Consider the following 21,375-nt stretch of genomic DNA (forward strand, 5'->3'; position numbering starts at 1 on the left):
GATTGATTACTCTGTCTCTTTCTTAGAAAAAAAACGCTGAGATATACGGGACCAGAACACACCGAGCAAAATCAGTAATAATAGTAGAACTGAAGATACAATGATAACTGTGTATCCCCATAGCGGATGTGAAGGTTTGATACTCACTAACTTAAGTGGCGCGGTTTGGCGGAACATAACCACAGATATATTTTCATAGTGCATATCCTGCAATCCGTTCTTTATAAATAAGCGTATCTTATCTGTATATGCTGCCTCATCAATTGTTCCCTGATAGGTTATCAATACTGATGCCACCATTGAAGATGAATCATTATTTTCAGGGCTAATACCAGGATAACTCAAATGCACTCTGGCGCTGGTAATATGCTCCAGTTCTTGTAGTGACTGACCGAGTCTCTGTTCAATAGCTGAGATCAGCCGTGCTTTTTCACCAAGGGGGGTCGACACCATAGCGTCCGCAGGAAATTGTTGCGATATCTCAATATCATCAGCGGAGGGAAGGTTATAAGCAGTCAGTAATACCGTCGCTGCAGCCAGACTTTCTGAGGAAACCTGAATGGAATATTTTCCTTTGCCACTGTCAACCTTGAAGGCATCGATGTTATTCGACTCCAGAAGTGTAATGATTTCGTTAGCTTGCCTTTCAGATAGTTGGTCAGCTAATTTTTCATTACATCCGCAAAGTAGAAAGACAAGTAGCAACAGCATAGTCTTTATATTAAATGATTTTATCATGTTTTTATTAATGTTTCGATTGCGGAAACACCCTTACGAGCCAGCGTGCTATATAAACTGGTGTCTATAGTATAAGCGCTCAGCTTGTTTTGCCATATTGCAAGTTGTTCTGGGTCGGAAGTGACAGCTGGGTTATTCAATGCGGCGGTAATTCTGTCTTTCTCAACCTGGGTACCTGCTGCCAGTCTGGAAACTTCTTCAGCTAATCGCGTATCCAGATCAATCAAATCACCCGTGACTAAAGAGGGTTGGGATTCTGAAAAAGTTGCTGTCTGTAATGATTGTGGTGATATATGAGTAATAGACATGCTCACGTTAGTACTCCCTGTCCGTAGGATAAATCGATAGCGGCAAAAGCAGCGGACCTACCTTGCCGCACATCATTTTTATTTAAAGTTAGCAATAATACCCTGGTCAATATCACGGAAAGATTTAACAACGTTCGATTGCGCATTTTTGTAAAGAGTATACTCAGATAATGCAGACTGGTATGCTGCCAGATTAGCGGGGTTACTCGGATCTTTTTGTAAAGTCGTTAATGCATCATCCAGCGCTGTTCTAAGGTCTTGTGTACCTTGCTCAAATCCTAAAGCCATATTGCTAATGTATCCCGTACCAAACTCTGCGTTAGGAACAGTACTTGCATCATGTGAGATATTATTAAACGTAACCATTCTAATTTCCTCTTATTCCATTAAATTTAATAGGGATAAAGCCAGTGGTAATCAGATATGATGGCATAACTGTCATCACCGTTCCGATAGGTCAACGGCCGTAACCCTGGTTCGTCCAGCCCAAAATCAAACTGAATATATTCACTGCCATAATTTTGTTTAAAACTGTCTATCGAATTCTGGATAACAGAGTACTGTTCTCTCTCGATAACACCATGAATAATAAAACTCGCTCTTAAAGTCGTAATGTCTGTTGTAAACTGAAATCCTAATTCGTTGAGTTTGCGTTTAGCAGATGCAATAATTTCTTGATCGGAAGATGAACTAATAATTGTATTTTTTACCCACGGGTAATTTTTACTAATCAAAGCGTTAAATGGCTTGCTGCACGTATCATTAGTACAACGTTCGGTACTAAACATTATTGTTAAAGCTGAAGCATCAGTGAGCTCAATTTTATGGAATGGGAGCTTCAACTCATGGAGCATTGCCGAGAGATCAAGGCGAGCAGATTCAAGAGATACGATATGAATTTTTTCTGCATTAATATTGCTTTTATTAAGTTCCTGCCAGCCCCAGCCGGCATCGGTATCATTTTTCACAATGACATAAATACTGCCATCCTTAAGCTTAACAATATCAGGTTCAACAGGAGACAATAAAGACAGTACTGACGCACTATTGTCCACCTTAGCGTAATAACCGATGAAAGAAGCGGCGGCTACAACAAGGATTACGGTGCTGAGAAAAATCAGCCAATAAAGTTGGCGACGAAAATATGAATTATCGGTTGATACTTTAGTAACTGAAATATCGGCAATACTATTATCCTGATGCAGATCAGAAAATGCCTCAGTGGAATAATTTACAACGTCCTGATTCCAGGATTCGTCCTTGATTTTTAAGGCAATAGTTATCAGGCCAATCTTAACTGGGCTGTTCAGGCTTAAAACACGCTCTGAAGTCTCTCTGCCATTTTCCGAAGAAAGGAGGTCTTCTCCGGCAAGTGACAGTAGCTGGCAAGATACAGTCACGGTATCACTTTCAGCAGAGGTTATGAACGACAACAGAAAGCAGGTACTCTGCTCTGCAGGGGCCGGGACAACAACAGTGTTGATGCTGCTAAAAATAGACTGTTGTTCACTCTGTTCCGCAGTTAATAGCTGTTCCTGAGACATGAAGTAGACATGCACGTTTTCGCTGTGAGGTAATGGAATGTCTACTCCATACATCGAGCCAGAAAGCACCTTCATGACATAGTGGGGCAGGCAATCCATACCTACACGCTGCGAATTCTCTTCCATAAAAATCCCGTACAACAACAAGGTTACTATGCTGATAAGCAGTCTAAGGGATAAAAAAAATGAAAAAAATAAACATTTATTTATTTATTCAGCCAAAAAGAAAATGGAAAAAATAAATAAAAATTTATGTGATATTTTTATGAAAGACATTAGCCTATGCAGAAAGCTAAGGCTCTTGGTGATAAAAAGGGTATTCAGTAGCAAAATGGCAGATGAGTTTGCTCCCAGGGAAGGGAATTTAAATTATGAATAAACATTATATGTATAACAGGCATTTATCATTTATTACTGTGTTGATTTTATCAACCGTACTGTTCGGCTGTACAGTTAAAAAACCGGTAGAAAGAGGTATCGCATTGGTGCCTGACGAACACATTACGCATTCTACGCGTTTATTCAGGCAACAACTTGTGTACTGTGCAACGCAGTATCTTGCCGAAACTCGACATGCAGATGCCGAAATTCAGTGGAATCTTCAGTCAAAAACCTTGACGATCAATAGTGCTGACCAAAATCTGGAACATTTCTTAAATATCTGTGTAACGGACGCCGTAGCAATGATGGCTGATGCTAGCGATAGCGGAAGTATGACAATTTCTGCCAACCAGAGTTCTGAATAAAAACGGATGTAGGCCATGAATGTTAAAGGAATTAAATGGTATTCAGGGAATAACCTCAGTCGTAGGCAGTTATCTGAAAAATTTATGCTATGTGTTTCACTAAGCACTGAAAATAAAACTGATCTTTGCCATAAGAATGTGTGGTGTGAAAACCTTATCTGGAAGATTGGCGAACAGGGAAGATTTTCACAGCATTTAGTCTATGGCCGCCAGATCAGAGATTTTCATCAGCAGTCACGGATTTTAACGGGTACTGTAAATATAGGGTATTTTTCTGAACTGCTTGCATTTCTTGATGCTGCGTATCAGGCTTACTCTGACGTAAATACGAACAGGAATTCTGATGCTCAAAATAAGCATAATGGCAATGTATGCTTAAGATATTCAGAACTAGAACAATTATTTATTATTAGATACATCCGAAGAATTGATAATCTCGATTTTATCTCATTATGCGAATTTATACGACAGCAAGAGTCTTATATGATCGCCAACTATCTTATAGAAAATTATATTAATAATGATATAGGTAATGTTACTAACTTGAGTGAACGTTACGGTTTGTCATACTCGAATTTCAGGAAAAAAACGCAATTATATTTCGGGGATACAGTAAAAACCAGAATGCAGGCATGGCGATTGACAAAAACAATGTTGGACATTGTGGAGACAAAAGAAAGCCTTACTCATATAGCAATGAGTAATGGGTTTAGCTCACAGTCTCATTTGAACCAGGTTATCTTATCCTCTTTCGGTATGACGCCGTCCTCATTGAGGAAGATAAATGAAAAATTATGATGTTTGTCATTCTGAACGGTATGAGTTGTTCCTGTTAACCGACGAGTATTTTATTGATAAGTATGCAGTTCTGTCAATGTTAGTGATGAAATTGAATCAATTTTTTGCGTGTAAAATTAGTATTAATGATGGCTGGGTTTGTTTGTTTCCACTTGAATTATCGGATATGGAATTTCTCACGTCTTTCATGGATGGATATAGCAATGTTTTTCAGGACTGAAGCCGCAATAAAAAATTTAAGTACACTCATTGTATTGGGTGCACTAAGCTATAGTGGAGTAGTTTCTGCTGTTGAAGATAATTCGACAAGTAATGGCATTCGGCAATCGACCCACGGTAGCGATGTTACTTTAACGTCACCAATTAACAGTTTTACTGTCAGTAATAAGAGTGTTGATTTTGTTTTTAAAGCAATATCATCACAAACTAATAAACCATTTATTGTAAGTTCACGCGCAAAAAAATATTCGGTGACAGGGCGGTTCGATCTTAATAAACCAATGGAAATGGTTGAACGAATCACGCAGGACTTAGGGTTAATTTGGTACTTTGATGGTTCAATATATTACATATATGAAGCCTCTGAAGCGAAAACAGCAATCATCCATTTCCCAGCCAGAAGCTATAGAGATCTGGAGGATTTTTTGCACAGCAATGGCATGTATGATGCACGATATCCACTTAAGATGAATATGCCATCCAATACGCTTTATATCTCTGGACCGCCAAAATATATTGAAATTGTGGTTGGCATAGCCGGCTTTATGGGAGAGGGATATTCTTCATCTAACAATGAATTAGTTATTGATACTGTAAAACTACGGCATGTATTCGTGGATGATCGTACTTATAGCTATCGTGGACAAACGAAAACGATGCAAGGTATTGCTACCACAATTAACAACTTGTTTTCTGATAATGGAATTCAAGGAAAAAGTAATGTTGCAGTGAAAAAGCAAATTAAGCCAGAGTCTACAACTGAAACAGGAATTCTCGAAGAATCTGAATTTGGCGTGCGTGCTGAATTAAACGATATTGGCAGATTTTCTGGCGGTGAGATTAAAGTATTGCCATTTTCAGGTCGTAACAGTTTGCTTATCAAAGGTACGCAAGATCAAGTTAACATGATAAAAGATCTTATTGCCCGCCTGGATATTCCTCGTAAGCAAGTCGAGTTTTCACTTTGGATTATTGATATTAATAAGGATGATTTAGAACAAATAGGCGTAAATTGGCAAGGGCAATATAAAGTCGGTTCGAACCTCCAGACATTTTTTAATGCCACAAGTATATTAACAAGCTCGCAAAGTGATATGTTTTTAGCAACTGTTAATGCGCTAAGTCAGAGGGATAAGGCGAATATTGTATCTCGCCCCATCATCCTGGCCCAGGATAATATTCCGGCTATCTTTGACAATTCGCGTAGTTTTTATGTCAAATTGATGGGGGAAAGAGAAGTTTCGCTGCAGACAGTAACCTATGGTACCTCCATCAACGTTATCCCAATGATTTCAGATGATAATAAACTCGTTGAGATGAATGTTGACATTACAGATGGAAATACGGTAGCAGATGATCAAGGTGATACTGCCACGGTAGATCAGTTACCGGTTGTGGGAAATACTGCAATCAGTACCATGGCTCGGGTGGCTGCCGGTCAGAATCTTCTAATTGGTGGCTATACACGCGATCAGTTGTCTGATGGTGTGACTAAAATCCCATTGCTTGGTGATATTCCATTGATCGGTAATTTATTTAAAACAAAGACAAACAATTCTTCGAAGGCCGTAAGACTCTTTTTGATTCAGCCCAGGATACTAGAAGATGATTATAGCCACAAAGATGCACTTGATGGCTACATTAATGATGGATGGGATGCCATTAAAAATTATCAGAATAAGACGCAAAAAATTAATCAAGATGCTTTCATAACACCAACTCATCAGGGATAGAATATGGCATTAGAATCTTTGCCGATGTCCCGCATCCGAAGTGCGGGAGGGATTGGCGATTTAAGCAACGTCCTTGCTAAGATGCAGGACGATGCAGAGGTGAAGGTTGAGAAAAGTTCTTTTTCAGTCGCGATGACTATGGCCGATGATATGTCAGCGTTATTGAGTTCTTTTCTGCAGAATAACCGTGCGGCGAAGGCAAAACCTTCATCACCCGAAAGCATTGCTGAAGAGTGTGAAGCCTCAATAAAGGAGAAAACACCAAACTGTGTGGTTAAAATCAATGATTTTGCCAAAGGTGGAGCAATGACGGCAAAACAATTGTTACATTATCTGCATCAATTATTCGCCGATCCGACAGAAATTGCTTTACTTTTGCACGCATTTATTCTGATGAAAAAGAAGAAAAAAGACGATGATGAGTTACCTGATATTACTTCGGATATCCTCGAATCTGCACTTGAATATTTGATGAAGGGACCTGACCGGAAAAAGGTAAAAGCAGGTATTAACAGTGCAAGTACAGCCAGAAAATTTAGTTTGCTACTAAAACAAAATGAGCAGTCATTGCGTAAAGCTTATGAGGGTTTTCTTACGCAAAATCTTGATCCATTAGAAATATACCAGATGTCGATTGAGAAATTTGGCATTGAAAATCGCTATGCTGTACTGGATTACTATTCTCAGGCTCTGCATTATGATATTAATAGCTATGACCCTTCATGCAGTACACTTGAATTTGGCACTTTACTAGAAGCAAATTTTAGAATGAATATACTTCGTTCTGCCGATCAGATGTTTATGTCGAAGATGAATGAAGGTGAGTATATTCCGTCAACAAATGAAAGAGATTTCAGATTGCTTGATTTCTTTTTTCATATTATTTTGCAACCTGATGAAGCTAAGAATTTAACGATTGAACTGGTTAGCAACTGTATGAAATATTATCCAGGTAGCGATAAAACCAATTTTGTTCAACAAATTTATTCTGCCATTAAGCCACTTCCATTTGCGATCTTTGCAGATAATTTGGCCGATGCTGAAAAAATGAAAATGAGTGTTGAGAATACTCTTGCAATGATTATCGACGGGTTTGCTCGTTTTACTCATATCGGAAGGATATATGGTTAATAGCGGACTGGAGAATGAGGTAAGCAATTTGCTGGCCGGAGAAGAAATCTCTGTTACATTCAAGGGAAAATTATTCCGTTTTTGTCGATATGGAGTATGGTACTTTGTAATGGTGGAAATGCCAATAAATGTAATCGATCTTTCTGCATGGTTATATAAAAACAGTGAAATGCTTAGCCACAAGGAGCAAGTTCTATCGTATCACGATAAAGTTTATTATTGTGTGTTGCAGAAAAAAATAGATATAGCTCTTATATACGAGAATTTTATAAAGTATATAGGGTGTAATTAACATTTATAGCGTAGTCTGAGAAAGATATGTGGCAAAGAATAGCGCAGAGACCAGAATTGTTTTTGGTTGTGTTGATGATATTAATATTAGCTATGTTGATTATACCATTACCAACATGGCTTATTGATGTACTATTAGCTTTTAATATTACATTTTCCATTTTAATATTTATTGGCACATTTTACATACAGAAAGTGTTGGAATTTTCTGCACTGCCTTCACTTTTGCTCATTACAACGCTCTTCCGTCTTGCGTTATCTATCAGTACCAGCCGTATGATACTGGTGCAGGCTGATGCAGGACACATTATTACAACATTTGGTAACTTCGTTATTGCAGGGGATATTGTTGTCGGCTTTATTATTTTTTCAATTGTTACACTTTTTCAATTTATTGTTATAACAAAAGGTTCAGAGCGTGTCGCAGAAGTTAGCGCACGTTTTTCTCTTGACGCCATGCCCGGTAAACAGATGAGTATTGATGCGGATCTGCGAGCGGGAAATATTGATGCTGATGATGCCCAACGGCGGCGCTCCATGCTGGAAAAGGAGAGCCAACTGTATGGTGCATTAGATGGTACAATGAAATTTATCAAGGGCGATGCAATTGCCAGCATTGTGATTATTTTTGTCAACTTTATTGGCGGTGTTTCTATTGGCATGGGGCGCCATGGTATGTCCTTTAGTGGGGCTACCGATGTCTATACGATTTTAACTATTGGCGATGCCCTGGTCGCTCAGATTCCGGCTTTGCTTATTTCTATCGGTACCGGCTTTGTGGTAACAAGGGTTAGTGAGGATGGAAAAAATCTGGGTAACAATATCATTGATCAGATTTTCCAGCGTGATTTTGTTTTGATTGTTACGGCAATTGTAGCCATTTTAATTGGTTGTCTCCCGGGATTTCCGCTGATCGTCTTTATGCTTATAGCCGGCATTATTCTTGCTGTTTATTTTAATCGTACGTTGAAAGCTAAAAAGCAGGCAACGTCTTCGGGGAGTATAAAAACGAGTCCAGGGGGGAGTTCTGGTAGTGAAGGATATACTCTTTTACCCACGGCAAGTATTGTACCTGAAACTGTACCGTTGATGGTAATGCTCCCGGAGCAGGGTTTTAGCGATCTGGATCTTGAACATTTTGGTATGCGTTTTTCACAGGATTTTTATCTTAACTATGGCATTGAACTCCCGAAAGTCAGTGTAATAATGAGTCCAAACGTACAGTTGAACCATGTTGTTGTCCTGATCAATGAAGTTACTGCAGGTGTATTTCCAATTAACTTTGGGTATTTTAAACTTTTGAATCTTGACGGTATTATTGATTTACCCGGTATTGATGTAATCACTACTGAATATGGAAATGAAAATGAATACTGGGTTGCAGAGCAGAGCCAGGAGTTATGTTCATCTTTGGGATTCACGTTGCGTTCGGCAGAAGATGAAATGATGCTCTCTTTTCAGTCGCTGGTGACTGCACAGATTCCTGAGCTATTTGGCATTCAGGAAACTAAAAATATTATGGATAAATTTGAACGCCAGTATCCTGAGCTATTAAAGGAAACTTACAGACATTGTACTGTCCAGCGAGTATCTGAAGTATTACAGCGTTTGTTAAGTGAACGCATTTCAGTAAGAAATATGAAAGCAGTGTTGGAAGCGCTGGCATTGTGGGGAGGGAAAGAGAGAGATACTATCCAGTTGGTAGAGCATGTACGCACTGCGTTGGCCCGCTATATTTCGGATAAGTTTTCGACTGAAAATGTATTATCAGTTATGGTGTTATCACCTGAGATTGAAAATAAAATTCGTAAAGGAATCAAAACATCTGCTTCTGGATCATTTATCAATATGGAACCGGAAGATAATGAGTTTGTTATTGATAGGTTTGAACATCATTTATTGAACCTTTCACGAAAGGATGTTGTATTTCTAACTGCAGTTGATATCAGACGCTATACTAAACGTTTGATAATGTCGCAATTTTCTGATCTGGATGTCATTTCATTTGGCGAAATATCAGAAAGTGTTAAAGTTAACGTAATCAAAATGGTGGATTAACTAAATGGATATTTCAATAATTGTAGATACCCTCAAGAAGGCGCTTGAAATAATGGGATGTGATCCATCGCTGATCTCTGATATAGATCATCATTCCACAATCGAACTTAGTTTTGGTGAAAAACCATCAATTATGTTTAGTACTGTTAACGGTGTTGTGGTTCTTTGGAGTACTGTTGCAAAATATGATCGTCATGCCTTATTAAATGCTGCTCCACAACTTATAGAATCATTGGTAGCAACTTGTGACTGGAGCATGACAGGCCAGTTACAGCTGGTTGAAGATGATGGAAGTTTTGTTCTACGAGTATTTTTAAGTGACAATGCAATTGAACAAGGTGAGTTACTGGCGGATGTATTGAGCGAGTTTTATGAGCGTGTAGATGAATTTAGCCAGGCGCTAAAATAATGCAGGAAATCTTGCTGAGTGATATTTTTGATTGTAACGCCAGGATAACATCGATTCAGGGGGCGATCATTACTGCACCGTTGCGCCATACTTTTATTGGTGAACGATGTCGTATTTATCGCTCGCTGAGCGACCCAGGAATTATTGGACAAGCCGAGACTATTGGTTTTAGCCAGGGCAATGCTGTGCTGTGCCTGCTGGGCGGATCTGAGGGTATTTCATGCTCCAATATTATTGTTCCGGATGGTACTGCTTTTTCACTTTCAGTATCGATGGACACGCTGGGTACAGTTATTAATGCACAAGGCGAGATTTGTGAACGTTTTTCTTCACCAGCTCCTGGTATCGCATCTTTACCGATGCTTCGACCCATTATGCAATCTCCGCCAGATTATAGTGAGCGACGGCCAATCGATAGCTTATTTACGACAGGTGTCAGAGCTATCGATGGGTTATTGACTTGCGGCATAGGTCAACGTGTTGGGATCTTTGCTGGGGCTGGGGCCGGAAAAACGTCCTTAATGACGATGATCATTAGTCATTCATCTGCAGATGTATATGTAATTGGACTGGTTGGTGAACGAGGCAGGGAAGTTACCGAGTTTTTATCTGAGGGGATCCCGGGGGATAAGCGTGACAAAACCATTGTCGTCTATTCTACCTCGGATAGGCCCGCTGTCGAACGACGGAATGCGGCTCTTATTGCCACCACTATTGCAGAATATTTTCGCGATGCGGGAAAGAATGTTGTGCTGATGATTGATTCAATGACACGCTATGCTCGTGCGCTTCGTGATGTTGCGCTTTCTGCTGGAGAAATGCCAGCAAGACGTGGTTACCCATCATCTGTGTTTGATAATTTGCCGCGGATCCTGGAAAGAAGTGGTAAAACTCGACTCGGCAGCATTACTGCATTCTATACGGTATTGCTTGAAGAAGAAGAGGAAGTCGACCCCATCGGTGATGAGGTGCGCTCGATTCTCGATGGGCATATTTATCTTTCCAGAAAACTCGCTGGTACAGGGCATTATCCGGCAATTGACGTATTACGTAGCGTCAGCCGTGTAACCCGTGCAGTATCATCTGATGAGCAACGTGAAGCTGCATCTTTATTCCGCAATTATTTGTCAAAACTGGATGAGTTGAAGCTGATGATTGAATTAGGTGAATACCAACCGGGTGAAAATCCAGTTACAGATAAAATTGTTGGAAAAACTGACATTATAAAAAATTTTCTCCAGCAAAAGATGGATGATAAAACATCATTTACACAAATGTTGGAGTCACTGTATGCCATATAAAAGTATGGAAAACTTGTATTCAACGTACTGCGATAGCCTTGTTCTGAAAGTGACGCGTATTGACCGCGAAATTGAACGACTAAAAAATTTGCTGATTGCTAATGCTGAACGTCATAAGGAGACTGATGTCGGTATCATCACCTTATGGCATGGAGTTACCGAAAGTGAAGTGACGAAAAACAGTATATACGCTATTAAAAGAAAAGAATCATTACTGCTCTCAGTTTTATATCGTCTGGATGCGGAAAGAAATGAGTTAATGGCAAGTCAGCATGAACAAGAAGATGAAAAATCGCGTCTGTTGCAATTACGCGCCAGCTATGAACGAAAAAAACGTAAGTGGTCTTTATGCCAACAAAAAGTTAAACGTCTGAGTAGTGTCAAAAGAATTGCTCAGGAAGAATATTCTATAGAGGAATGTATTGCATGGAAAATATAAAATCATCATCAGTTAAAGCACATTCAGCAGAAAACATGGGCTCTTGTGACGACGTGCAATCTATTGATGGTATTATCCAGAAGTTATTGAATGATACTGATATCAAGTCGAAAAAGAATACTAAAATTGAGACCTTTGACAATAACAAAGATGAGAAAAAAGGAGATAAGGGCACCGAACAAACGGACCAGATTGCGGCATCGGTAATATTAGCTGGAGAACCGCTATTATCCTCTCTGTCGGCCAAATTGGTGCAGCAACTACAAACGAATAATGCGGGTAATAAGTCAGTATCTAATGTGCCAACACGTATTTCCACCGTGAATGTTAGCCAACATGCCGGCGTCGATGTAGGGCGATTAAAGGAAGAAATCCTGATCCACAGTGGATCGGCAACAATTTTTACTGCAGCAGATCCGCAACATCAAGAGAATACTCAGAAAACGGATAAGAAAAAATATGAATCTTCGGAGGTAACCGTGCTATCCGCTATGCCAGTACCTGACAAGGTTATCGATGACTCTGGATGGGTAACGGAAAAGCTATCATCTGGAGAACGCGGAAAGGAGACAGTTAATCAGCAGCAATTAATGTCTGCCAAAAATGTAACTCCTGAGGTAAACGCGAAATCGAATGTGACCGAAGTCAGTTGGACCTTTCCTACTCAACAAACGGCCCAGGTACGCATAGAACACGCACAGAATAAATCTGATACACAAATACAAATTGTGCCTTCGAACATTGAAACTGAGCAGCAGTTGGTAAATTTCCAACAGCAACATCCTTTGCACGGATTACGTGTAGATAATGCCGTGCCGACGGTGAATGACTATCTGCAGAATCAGCAGAACTCACAGCAGCAGAATGAGGCAAACCAGGATGTTTTAAATGACGAGGAGGAGGAGATGTGAATACCATTCTTTCGTGTTTACGGCACCTGGATATCACAGAAAACCTGATCATGCAGTACTGTGCACGCAATGCTATCGCTTTGCAGACAAATCAGAAACGAATGCAGGGAGCGTTCATTCATTGTAGCGGTGTTCACGCCGGCACGGAGGTATGTTTTTTTGTCTCTGCAGAAACGCTTTTGCAGAAATATGGCCTGGAGGATGCTCGATTTTCTGTTCAGCAGATGGGAAAAAAATTTATTTCTTCGCTGTACAGTGAGTTGTTATCTAATCTCTCCCTGGGGACTGAGTGGTTTTCAGAACCTATTGCTGAAGTTGTTATTGAGGACCCAGAATGTCAGATTCCTTTGCATGAAAAAGTCTACAGTGCAGGTGAGGATGCCGGTTTCGTTTGGTTTCCAAAAACATCCCTAACCTCATTAGACGTACCGATTACGGAAACAGTAAACGATTGCCAGCATTTGCTTTGCCCCATCAAAGTATCTCTCGGATCCACATCGTTACCCGTGAGTGATATCGAAAATTTGGCCATTGGTGATGCCTTGTGGATTACAAATGTTCAGATTTACCTTTATGTCGGAAATATCGAATATTGTGCGCTCCAATATGAACAGCACAGTTTTACTGTAAGTGAGGATATTATGGATATGGATATGGATATGGATAGTCAAACAGATAATGCTCTTGTTGATAAGCTATGGGCGACAGATGGACTCAAACTAAACATTGAGTTTGTACTCAGTGAGACAACCATGACATTAGCAGACATTAGTAAGATACAAACCGGTGATGTATTAGATGCCCAGCTTGGTCTGGGAGACCACAAAGTTGATGTTGAACTCAGGGTTCAGGGACGGCCGTTAGCAAAGGGAGAACTTGTTTTACTGAATGATCGCCTGGCGGTGGAAATAGAGGAAGTTTACAACACATTGTGAGATAAGATTATGACGGATTATAATAGCATTGGTCTGATAGGGATTTTGAGTCTTGCGACACTTTTGCCATTTTTTATTGCGGGCGGAACGTGTTTTATTAAATTCTCTATTGTTTTTTCATTGATACGAAACGCCATAGGCTTGCAGCAGGCGCCATCCAATATGACCTTGAATGGCATATCACTACTATTAACTGCTTTCGTCATGTCGCCTGTTGCCCTGCAAGGCTATGACTATTATCGCCAGGAAGGTGTCTCTTTTGATAATGTTGAATCAGTGCAAAATTTCATCGATAACGGCCTTTCTGGGTATAAGAATTATTTATACCGATTTTCTGATAAAGAACTCCTTACCTTTTTTAGCAATATCTATCAGCAGCAATATCCCGTAACAGATGATCATCAGGTTGTTGGGGTTAAGCCAACAGTTGAGAATAGTTCGTTATTTACGCTGTTAGCGGCTTATTCACTGAGTGAAATAAAAAGTGCCTTTGTTTTAGGCTTCTATGTTTATCTTCCTTTTATTGTAGTAGATCTGTTAGTTTCCAATGTATTATTGGCTCTTGGCATGATGATGATGAGTCCTGTAACAATATCATTACCAATAAAGTTGGTACTTTTTGTTGCTATTGATGGCTGGTCTAAGATTGCCACCGGTATGGTCATGCAGTACGCAGCGTTATGGAAAACGGCGGGATAACCATGGACAGTATCTTTTATATAGGCAATAAAGCACTATATATGGTCTTAATATTATCTTCAGTTCCGGTTATTGTTGCAACGGTGGTGGGGATAGTTGTGGCCCTTCTTCAGGCAATTACTCATATCCAGGAACAGACCTTGCCATTTGGTATCAAATTGTTGGCTGTATGTGCCGCGCTGTTTATGACGGCACCGTGGTTTATTGCCAGCCTGAAAAGTTTCGCTGCCGAAGTGTTGGCTCTGGCATTCCAGATACCATAATGAGTCGCCTATGAATGTTTATGTGCTCTACCATGAATATATCCTGTTGATTGTTATCGGGATGGCCAGACTTCTGCCAATAACATTTTTCTTACCCTGGTTTAACAGCCAGGTACTAGGGGGCATGTTAGCCAAAAATGTCATTACGTGCTTTATGCTTCTCGGTTTTTTGCCCCTGCTGAGTGTACAGTTTCCACTGGCGCCAGCGGCGCCACCACTGGTGATTATCGTTCGGGAAGCGATTATTGGTTTACTATGCGGCATTTGCCTGTCAGTGCCATTCTGGACTGCTTTGGTGATCGGTGAGGTTATTGACAACCAGCGCGGAGCAACTATCAGTAGCACTATGAATCCAGGGATAGGGGTTGAAACATCTGTTTTCGCCAGTTTTATGAACTATTTCTACGGTGCGACTTTTATGCTAAGTGGAGGAATGGTTACGCTTTGTGAGGCGATAAAAAAAAGTTATCAAATATTTCCGGTGGCTCAATCCTTTCATTTTGACAAAGCATTAGCATTGCAAGTAATTCATCTTGTTAATGAGTTAATGCTAAAGGCTTTAATTTTGGTAGGGCCTGTCGTCGTCGCATTATTTGTCACAGAATGTGCGCTTGGTTTACTTTCACGTTTTGCATCACAATTGAATGCTTTTTCTGTCGCATTAACGTTAAAGAGCGTTATCGCCATTTTCGTATTGTTGATTTATTTAACACCATTACTTATCTCCCAGTTGACTGGATTACGGCTGAGTGATTTTTTACCGAAGAGTTAAGCATAATGAGTGAAGAAAAAACAGAACAACCAACACATAAGAAGAAAGAAGATTCTGCTAAAAAGGGGCAGATGTTTCTTAGCCGAGATTTTGTAGGGCTGCTTACGTTAATTGCGGTCTCCTCATTTGTGTGGATGACGATTGATGCAAGGGAGTTAACATTTTATTTCGATTTATTCGTCAGTAGCGGTTTCATGCTATCAACGGGAGAATATGCGCGACTGGTATTCACAACAGCGTTTAAAATTATCTCTGGGATCGCCCTGATTTCTGTTTTCACTTCGGCACTGGTGACATTGATACAAACACGTTTTAAAATGGCGTCAGAGGCGATTCGATTAGATCTGAATGCCATTAATCCAATAAAAGGATTTAAAGAAATATTTAGTATCAGGGGGCTGAAAGACAGTATAAAAGCCATTTTGTATCTTGGGATGGCACTTACTGGCTTTAGTGTTTTTATTATAAAATATCACTCTCGACTGTTTACTATACCGACCGGTGGGATCCAGCACTTTATTAATGTATGGCGCGGACTAATGCCATTGCTTTTTTGTTATACCTTATTGCCATTTTTAATTATTATGGCATTTGATGCTTTAGTCGATTTTTATCTATATATTAAAGACTTGATGATGACTAAGCAGGAAATAAAACAAGAGTATAAGAATAATGAGGGCGATCAACATATTAAAAGTGCACGTAAGCAGTTGCATCGTGAATTGCTTTCTGAACAGACTAAAGCCAACATATTGACTTCAAAAATGGTGTTGGCTAACCCGACACATATCGCATTGGGAATTTACTTTAATCCTGCGGTAATTGGCTTACCTTTTATTTCAGTCGTCGAGAAAAACTCTCGTGCTGTTGCGGTTATTGCTTTCGCAGAAAAAAACAATATCCCTGTTATTCGCAATATCTCGCTGGCTCGGCGAATTTTTAAGACGGCGAAAATTTATACTTTTATTGATAGCAGCAGTATTGATGAAATTATGCGCTTACTTACCTGGCTCGAGCAGATGGAACAAGCATGGAAAGATGATATTCCTCAGAATGATGAGTCAGAAGAGAGAGAGGTTGATGTTAACGGCGATAAAGAAAATGCGGAAACAAACAAGGAAGGGGATGAAAATGCGTCATAGTTTATTTCTTTTGCTGTGTTGTTTTATGCCTCCCGCGATGGCAGCGCAGTGGTGTTATGAAGATGCTAATGGAATCATGTATGTCGAACAGCAACGAACGTCAAACAAGGCTCGGCGTTGCGCTATCGCTAAAAATGATGTCATGCAACGCTGGCAAGCCACGAAAGCCAATTCCGCCATTCGCATATCGCGTTCCTCACCGCAGAGCAAGTATACGGCGCAGGTGGCAAAGGGTCGTTACGATAAGGTTATCGGCCACTATGCCCGGCGGTATGGTGTCGATCCGTATCTCGTTAAGGCGGTTATGGCCGTTGAGTCCGGATTTAATCCGGATATTATCTCGGCAAAAGGTGCTGTGGGTTTAATGCAGTTGATGCCTGAAACAGCGAACCGCCTGTCTTCAGTATTGGGGTATTCTCTTGAAAAGCATAGATTAGCTGACCCTGAGATGAATATTCATCTTGGTACTTATTTACTCTCAGAATTAGCGAAACGCTATAGAAGTAATCTCGAACTGGTTCTGGCTGCATATAACGCGGGAGAGGGAAACGTTGCAAAGTATAGCAATCAAATTCCCCCGTTTAATGAGACACATAAATATATTAAAAATGTGATGAGCGAGTATAAAAACATTCATTGAAAAAATGATTTAATGTCTCGTTAATTCTAAAGTTAGAATAAATAATTTGAATTGCTTTGTCCTGCATGAAATTATCGCAAATAATTTCTATTCATAGCTAATTAAGGATTGATTAGCGTTTGCATAAGAAGGAACCGGGTATGTCACATAAATTCCAACATTCTCGACTTTCCGTTGCGGTTGCCAGTGATGAACCGATTGTTATTACCGGATTACGCAGCCTGCTTGCCGGATATGCCGATATTGCGTTTGTAACCCATTCACGAAACGAATTGATCCACGCGTTATCAGGCAAGCTCGATGATAAAAATTTAGTTCTGATTGTTGATGTCTCTTTTGACTGTGAAAATAATAATGATGCCAGTTATTATATCTCGAGAATTCAAAAGATAGCACCGGAACTCAAGCTGATTGCACTGGTAAGTGAAAACTATACGTTTACTCCCACGCTCCGACGTCTCCGGGCGTCAGGGGTGCACGCGTTAATAAGCAAGAAAGATGATTTGGAACGTTGCCTGCCAAAAGCGTTATCTGATTTGGCGGCAAAGCGTTTTTATTCTTCTCCGCGGCTCAAACAGACGGATATAACTACTGATAATGCTCAACAGCAGTCCCCGTTAACCTCGCGAGAACTCGAAATTATTCGCCTGTATGCACGAGGCATGCGGGTAAAAGAGATTGCAAACCTTCTCAAGCGTTCAGTCTGTACGGTTGCGGTACATAAGCACAACGCGATGCAGAAACTTGCAATTACCAGCAACATACAATTACTTCATTATGTGCAATCTCAGGATACGTTTGCCGGGATGCCAGGTAACTAAAACGTTGCACACCTTTCAGGGAAAGATACGATGTCTACAAGTGTCACAACAGCACGGCAAATTTCATTTTCAACGCTACGTACAACCACGAATGCGCTTTCTTCATCGCCTGAGGTGCTACAAGCGTCGACAATTGCCGACGCTGCGGAAACGGGTACACGTCACCAGCAGGTGATTGATATATTGACAGAAAAACTGGCAGTCTACTCTGAACAGTATCATCAGCTTCTCAATGCGGGGATCCTTATCGATACAACTCCTGCGCAGAATATGCTGAAGTCCTCTCTTTCTCAGCTCACGAATATCGGTGCTACAAGCCAGGATAATTCGGGTGAAACGGTAGAAGACTCCGCTGACGTTAAGCTGAGTTGGGATATCACTTTTGACAAAAACATGGATAAGGATGGTGACGGTAAGATTGACGGTGATATCGACTACAGCACTTTTACCTGGTCAAATGACAACGATCACGGTGATGGGAGCAATTTTCCCGAGAGTGACTGGGAAATTTATGCAAATATCAGTACTGAACTTCGTGGACTGCAAACGGGTTATATGGATGTATATACCGATCTTGCTAACCAAAGCGTTGAATTTCTCAATGATGTTAACAGCTTTAAATCACTGATGGTGACATTTATCTCCAGCGATGAAGATAAAATGAAAATTGATGTTGCTGGTGTGAATGATGCGCTTGACGCCATAATTTATGGATGGGGGATATATGATGCCGATGGTAATCTCAACCTGACCCCCATTAACCCTGAAACGAGTGCTGGCCCTTTTCCTGAACGCGGTCCTGTCGCTATCCGTGGGTTAGATGCGCAGGGGGTCTATTATTGGGCGGATCAGCTGGAGCTATCCGATCAGCTTACTATCACAACCCATATAGAAGCGGGCACTGATGGGAAAATGAGTGTGAATACGGGTGATCCTGCGGATGATATTGACAATGTAACGGTGGTTGATTCGGTCGCCAATTCTCATGAACCACCGGAAGAGGACGATCGGCTTTATTTGGTGGCGGAGGCAGATGGTACTTATACTTTATATGTCTACCCGGATCTTCAGCCGATTCGTGATGCAGTTGAGGCTACAATCAGTTTATATGCAAGTGATATCGGTGGGGATAATCCCATCAACGTATCTGCACCCACAAATCCACTTTCACGTGATTTCATTTTTGGAGTTGTCTTTTCAAATCCTGACTATAGTGGGGATAGGGAGCCCTCTTTTCCATACGACTATAAAAATTATGATGGTGGTGAAACAACTGACAGATATTATTATGTACTGCCACCGACTGAGGATTTATATGTTGTATCTGATGAAACCATTGATAAAACTTTTTATAAATTTGATGATGATGTGTATAAAGATTTCACAATTGTGAAGATGGCGGATAAAGGTGAACCTAACACTAACACCTCTGAATCTGACTATATTGTAATCCCAACGTACTTACTGACACCTTCAGTAAAAAATGAATCCGTTTCGGGTGACAAGACAATTGTTCATGTTTCAGAGCCTATGATCATCCAGGCAGAAATGTTTAATTTGAATGCCGATAAGGGTGAAATGTCAGATGTGTGTATTTGGCCTGCTGCAGATTGGGATTACTCTAATGCAGACCCTGTCTCTATCAGTAGCAGTATGTTCAACGAGTGGGAAAACTCAATGAACACGATGTCCAGTACGGTAGAGAGTCAGTCGCAAGTTATGTCAGAAAAATTAAGCCAGGCGAATACCATCTACAATAACCTGACCAAAGTCTTGTCGTCGACGATAGAAGCTCTATTGGAAACTGAAAAAGAGTTCTTTAAATAGGAAGTGATCATGAGTGATATGACCATCAGCACAACGCCTGTTTCCGCAGATGATGCTGCTTCAGCAGAAGACCTTGACCCAACAGCGAATTTGACGGATGAGCAGCGTAAATTGATGCAGCTAGCCACGTCAGGATTTAGTCTGGAGTTTTTTTCAGATTGTATTATGGGCGATACCGACGATCCGTCCAATCCTATGTACCAACCGGAGTGGTGACATCGGCACTGTTACGCGAATAATAAATGATGCCAGGCCCGGCGAAGTGTTGCCGGGCCTGGCGTTTATGCGCGTGGCTGCGTGATACGCAGGCCGCTCACTATGGCGGCAACCGTTGCCAGTACACCCGCGGTTATCAGTGACATATGTGTTCCGCTGTCACCAAACTGATTGAGCATTAACGCCACCAATGCCGCGCCGGTACTCTGCCCTAACAAGCGCGCCGTCCCTAGCATACCACTCGCCCCGCCGCTGCGCTCACGCGGCGCAGAGGTGATGATGGTGTGGTTATTCGGTGACTGGAACAAGCCAAAACCCGCACCGCATAAAATCATCGGCCAGATGATATTAAAATCAGAAGGAGTCGCAGGCAGTATCACCAGCGAAAATAACCCGCTTGCCATGACGGCCATACCCAGCGCACCTAAAAGACCCGCATGAACGCGTTCAATCAGATAACCAGCCAGCGGTGCCATCACCATGGTGGCCAGTGGCCATGGGGTCAGTAGTAGTCCTGTTTCGACTTCGCTACGACCCAGTACGGTTTGCAAAAAGAAAGGCAGGGAAACCATCGCCAACATTTGCGCGCTGAATGAACAAATTGACGTGCAAATCGAGAGTGAAAACAGTGGAATGCGTAGCAGGTCAACCGGTAGTAACGGCACCGGCAGCGCCAGCTGACGGCGGATAAAGAAAAAACCGACCACGATAAGCCCTACAAGCTCAGCACCAATTAACTTAAGCGATTGCCCTTGCGCGAACCCACTGAGTGCAGTAATTAACAAGCCAAACGTTAGCGCATTCATCACTGCACTAGGCAGATCAAAACGTGGCTTATTGCTGCGCGGTGTATTAGGTGGCAGGAAGCGCATGGCCAGCAGCAACGCGATAATCCCCAGCGGGACGTTAATCAGAAACAACCATTTCCACGAGGCAATTGAGAGGATCGCTGCCGCAATAGTTGGGCCTGCTGCTGAGGAAACCGCCACAATAAAGGAGTTGATCCCCATTCCTCGTCCAAGCTGACGTTGCGGATAAATCAGGCGAATGAGTGCGGTATTCACGCTCATCAAAGCCGCGCCGCCAAACCCCTGGGCCACGCGCGCCAGTGTGAGCATGTGCAGCGAATCGGAGAGGGCACAGAAAAGTGATGCGAGCAGAAATACCACCAGTCCGCACTTGTATATGCGACGGTAGCCAAACATATCACCCAAAAATGAGAGTGACAGGAGTGATACGACAATCGCGATTTGGTAGGCGTTAACGACCCAGATTGAGCTGGCCGCGGAGGCCTGAAGATCGGTGGCAATCGTCGGCAGGGCAACGTTAGCAATTGCGCCGTCCAGTACTGCCATAGAGATGCCAATAACAATGGTTAAAATTGCACCGTATCGCTGGGGCAATGGCAGGCCATCGGCCTGAATTTTTTCCATA

23 protein-coding genes are annotated in these 21,375 nt (G+C 41.4%); 18 read left to right on the top strand and 5 right to left on the bottom strand.

Translation table 11 applies throughout. The features are described 5' to 3' along the window. Positions 1-6 precede the first annotated feature (6 nt). The 4 genes from sctJ to FDX19_RS03420 all read right to left on the bottom strand — a co-directional run bounded on the left by sctJ (position 7) and on the right by FDX19_RS03420 (position 2,716). Positions 7-738 (bottom strand): type III secretion system inner membrane ring lipoprotein SctJ, encoded by a 732-nt coding sequence (gene sctJ / locus FDX19_RS03405; RefSeq protein ID WP_137381603.1) that lies wholly within the window; start codon positions 736-738, stop codon positions 7-9. Beyond that, positions 735-1,046 carry a type III secretion system inner rod subunit SctI gene (gene sctI, locus FDX19_RS03410; protein WP_305764229.1) on the bottom strand — a complete coding sequence of 104 codons (312 nt, stop codon included), beginning with the start codon at positions 1,044-1,046 and terminating at the stop codon, positions 735-737. Before sctI ends, sctJ begins: the two co-directional genes overlap by 4 nt. A gap of 78 nt (positions 1,047-1,124) precedes the next feature. Continuing rightward, positions 1,125-1,412 (bottom strand): type III secretion system needle filament subunit SctF, encoded by a 288-nt coding sequence (gene sctF, locus FDX19_RS03415; RefSeq protein WP_137381605.1) that lies wholly within the window; start codon positions 1,410-1,412, stop codon positions 1,125-1,127. Between the two features lie 26 nt (positions 1,413-1,438). Next, positions 1,439-2,716 (bottom strand): PrgH/EprH family type III secretion apparatus protein, encoded by a 1,278-nt coding sequence (locus FDX19_RS03420; protein WP_137381606.1) that lies wholly within the window; start codon positions 2,714-2,716, stop codon positions 1,439-1,441. Positions 2,717-2,961: 245 nt separating this feature from the next. Between FDX19_RS03420 and FDX19_RS03425 the strand changes: the two genes are divergently transcribed. The 18 genes from FDX19_RS03425 (at position 2,962) to FDX19_RS03515 (ending at position 19,941) form a co-directional block, all read left to right on the top strand. Next, complete coding sequence (locus FDX19_RS03425; protein ID WP_137381607.1) at positions 2,962-3,336, top strand: hypothetical protein; 375 nt, start codon at positions 2,962-2,964, stop codon at positions 3,334-3,336. A gap of 15 nt (positions 3,337-3,351) precedes the next feature. Next, positions 3,352-4,134, top strand: coding sequence for a helix-turn-helix domain-containing protein (locus FDX19_RS03430; RefSeq protein WP_137381608.1), 783 nt, complete (start codon positions 3,352-3,354; stop codon positions 4,132-4,134). Positions 4,135-4,337: 203 nt separating this feature from the next. After that, complete coding sequence (gene sctC / locus FDX19_RS03440; RefSeq protein WP_137381610.1) at positions 4,338-6,086, top strand: type III secretion system outer membrane ring subunit SctC; 1,749 nt, start codon at positions 4,338-4,340, stop codon at positions 6,084-6,086. 3 nt (positions 6,087-6,089) lie between these two features. Next, a complete protein-coding gene (locus FDX19_RS03445; RefSeq protein WP_212734700.1) occupies positions 6,090-7,217 on the top strand; it encodes an HrpJ domain-containing protein in 1,128 nt (375 codons plus the stop codon). A gap of 318 nt (positions 7,218-7,535) precedes the next feature. Further along, a complete protein-coding gene (locus FDX19_RS03450; RefSeq protein WP_137381611.1) occupies positions 7,536-9,566 on the top strand; it encodes an EscV/YscV/HrcV family type III secretion system export apparatus protein in 2,031 nt (676 codons plus the stop codon). A 4-nt stretch (positions 9,567-9,570) separates the two neighbouring features. Beyond that, the gene (locus FDX19_RS03455) at positions 9,571-9,975 is read left to right on the top strand and encodes a hypothetical protein (RefSeq protein WP_137381612.1); all 405 of its coding nucleotides are present in this window, start codon (positions 9,571-9,573) and stop codon (positions 9,973-9,975) included. Beyond that, positions 9,975-11,276: a type III secretion system ATPase SctN gene (sctN, locus tag FDX19_RS03460; protein WP_137381613.1), complete on the top strand. Its 1,302-nt coding sequence runs from the start codon at positions 9,975-9,977 to the stop codon at positions 11,274-11,276. The genes FDX19_RS03455 and sctN overlap by 1 nt, the downstream gene beginning before the upstream one ends. Next, complete coding sequence (locus FDX19_RS03465) at positions 11,266-11,715, top strand: hypothetical protein (RefSeq protein ID WP_137381614.1); 450 nt, start codon at positions 11,266-11,268, stop codon at positions 11,713-11,715. The genes sctN and FDX19_RS03465 overlap by 11 nt, the downstream gene beginning before the upstream one ends. Further along, the gene (locus FDX19_RS03470; RefSeq protein WP_137381615.1) at positions 11,703-12,626 is read left to right on the top strand and encodes a hypothetical protein; all 924 of its coding nucleotides are present in this window, start codon (positions 11,703-11,705) and stop codon (positions 12,624-12,626) included. Before FDX19_RS03465 ends, FDX19_RS03470 begins: the two co-directional genes overlap by 13 nt. Further along, positions 12,623-13,561, top strand: a complete 939-nt coding sequence (locus tag FDX19_RS03475; protein ID WP_137381616.1) for a FliM/FliN family flagellar motor switch protein — start codon at positions 12,623-12,625, stop codon at positions 13,559-13,561. Before FDX19_RS03470 ends, FDX19_RS03475 begins: the two co-directional genes overlap by 4 nt. A 9-nt stretch (positions 13,562-13,570) precedes the next feature. After that, the gene (locus FDX19_RS03480; RefSeq protein ID WP_137381617.1) at positions 13,571-14,260 is read left to right on the top strand and encodes an EscR/YscR/HrcR family type III secretion system export apparatus protein; all 690 of its coding nucleotides are present in this window, start codon (positions 13,571-13,573) and stop codon (positions 14,258-14,260) included. 2 nt (positions 14,261-14,262) lie between these two features. Then, positions 14,263-14,523, top strand: a complete 261-nt coding sequence (sctS, locus tag FDX19_RS03485; protein WP_137381618.1) for a type III secretion system export apparatus subunit SctS — start codon at positions 14,263-14,265, stop codon at positions 14,521-14,523. Between the two features lie 10 nt (positions 14,524-14,533). Beyond that, complete coding sequence (gene sctT / locus FDX19_RS03490) at positions 14,534-15,295, top strand: type III secretion system export apparatus subunit SctT (RefSeq protein WP_137381619.1); 762 nt, start codon at positions 14,534-14,536, stop codon at positions 15,293-15,295. A gap of 5 nt (positions 15,296-15,300) precedes the next feature. Next, on the top strand, positions 15,301-16,437 hold the full coding sequence (locus FDX19_RS03495) for an EscU/YscU/HrcU family type III secretion system export apparatus switch protein (protein WP_137381620.1): 1,137 nt from the start codon (positions 15,301-15,303) through the stop codon (positions 16,435-16,437). Next, a complete protein-coding gene (locus tag FDX19_RS03500) occupies positions 16,427-17,077 on the top strand; it encodes a lytic transglycosylase domain-containing protein (RefSeq protein ID WP_137381621.1) in 651 nt (216 codons plus the stop codon). The genes FDX19_RS03495 and FDX19_RS03500 overlap by 11 nt, the downstream gene beginning before the upstream one ends. 140 nt (positions 17,078-17,217) lie before the next feature. Further along, positions 17,218-17,898 (top strand): response regulator transcription factor, encoded by a 681-nt coding sequence (locus FDX19_RS03505; protein ID WP_137381622.1) that lies wholly within the window; start codon positions 17,218-17,220, stop codon positions 17,896-17,898. Between the two features lie 30 nt (positions 17,899-17,928). Beyond that, on the top strand, positions 17,929-19,725 hold the full coding sequence (locus FDX19_RS03510; RefSeq protein WP_137381623.1) for an IpaD/SipD/SspD family type III secretion system needle tip protein: 1,797 nt from the start codon (positions 17,929-17,931) through the stop codon (positions 19,723-19,725). Positions 19,726-19,734: 9 nt separating this feature from the next. Continuing rightward, positions 19,735-19,941, top strand: coding sequence for a hypothetical protein (locus FDX19_RS03515; protein ID WP_137381624.1), 207 nt, complete (start codon positions 19,735-19,737; stop codon positions 19,939-19,941). A gap of 65 nt (positions 19,942-20,006) precedes the next feature. Here the strand turns inward: FDX19_RS03515 and FDX19_RS03520 are convergent, their stop codons facing one another. Further along, positions 20,007-21,374 (bottom strand): MFS transporter, encoded by a 1,368-nt coding sequence (locus FDX19_RS03520; RefSeq protein ID WP_137381625.1) that lies wholly within the window; start codon positions 21,372-21,374, stop codon positions 20,007-20,009. Position 21,375: the final 1 nt, after the last annotated feature.

The sequence above is a fragment of the Citrobacter sp. wls619 genome, from assembly GCF_005281345.1.
Taxonomy (GTDB): domain Bacteria; phylum Pseudomonadota; class Gammaproteobacteria; order Enterobacterales; family Enterobacteriaceae; genus Citrobacter.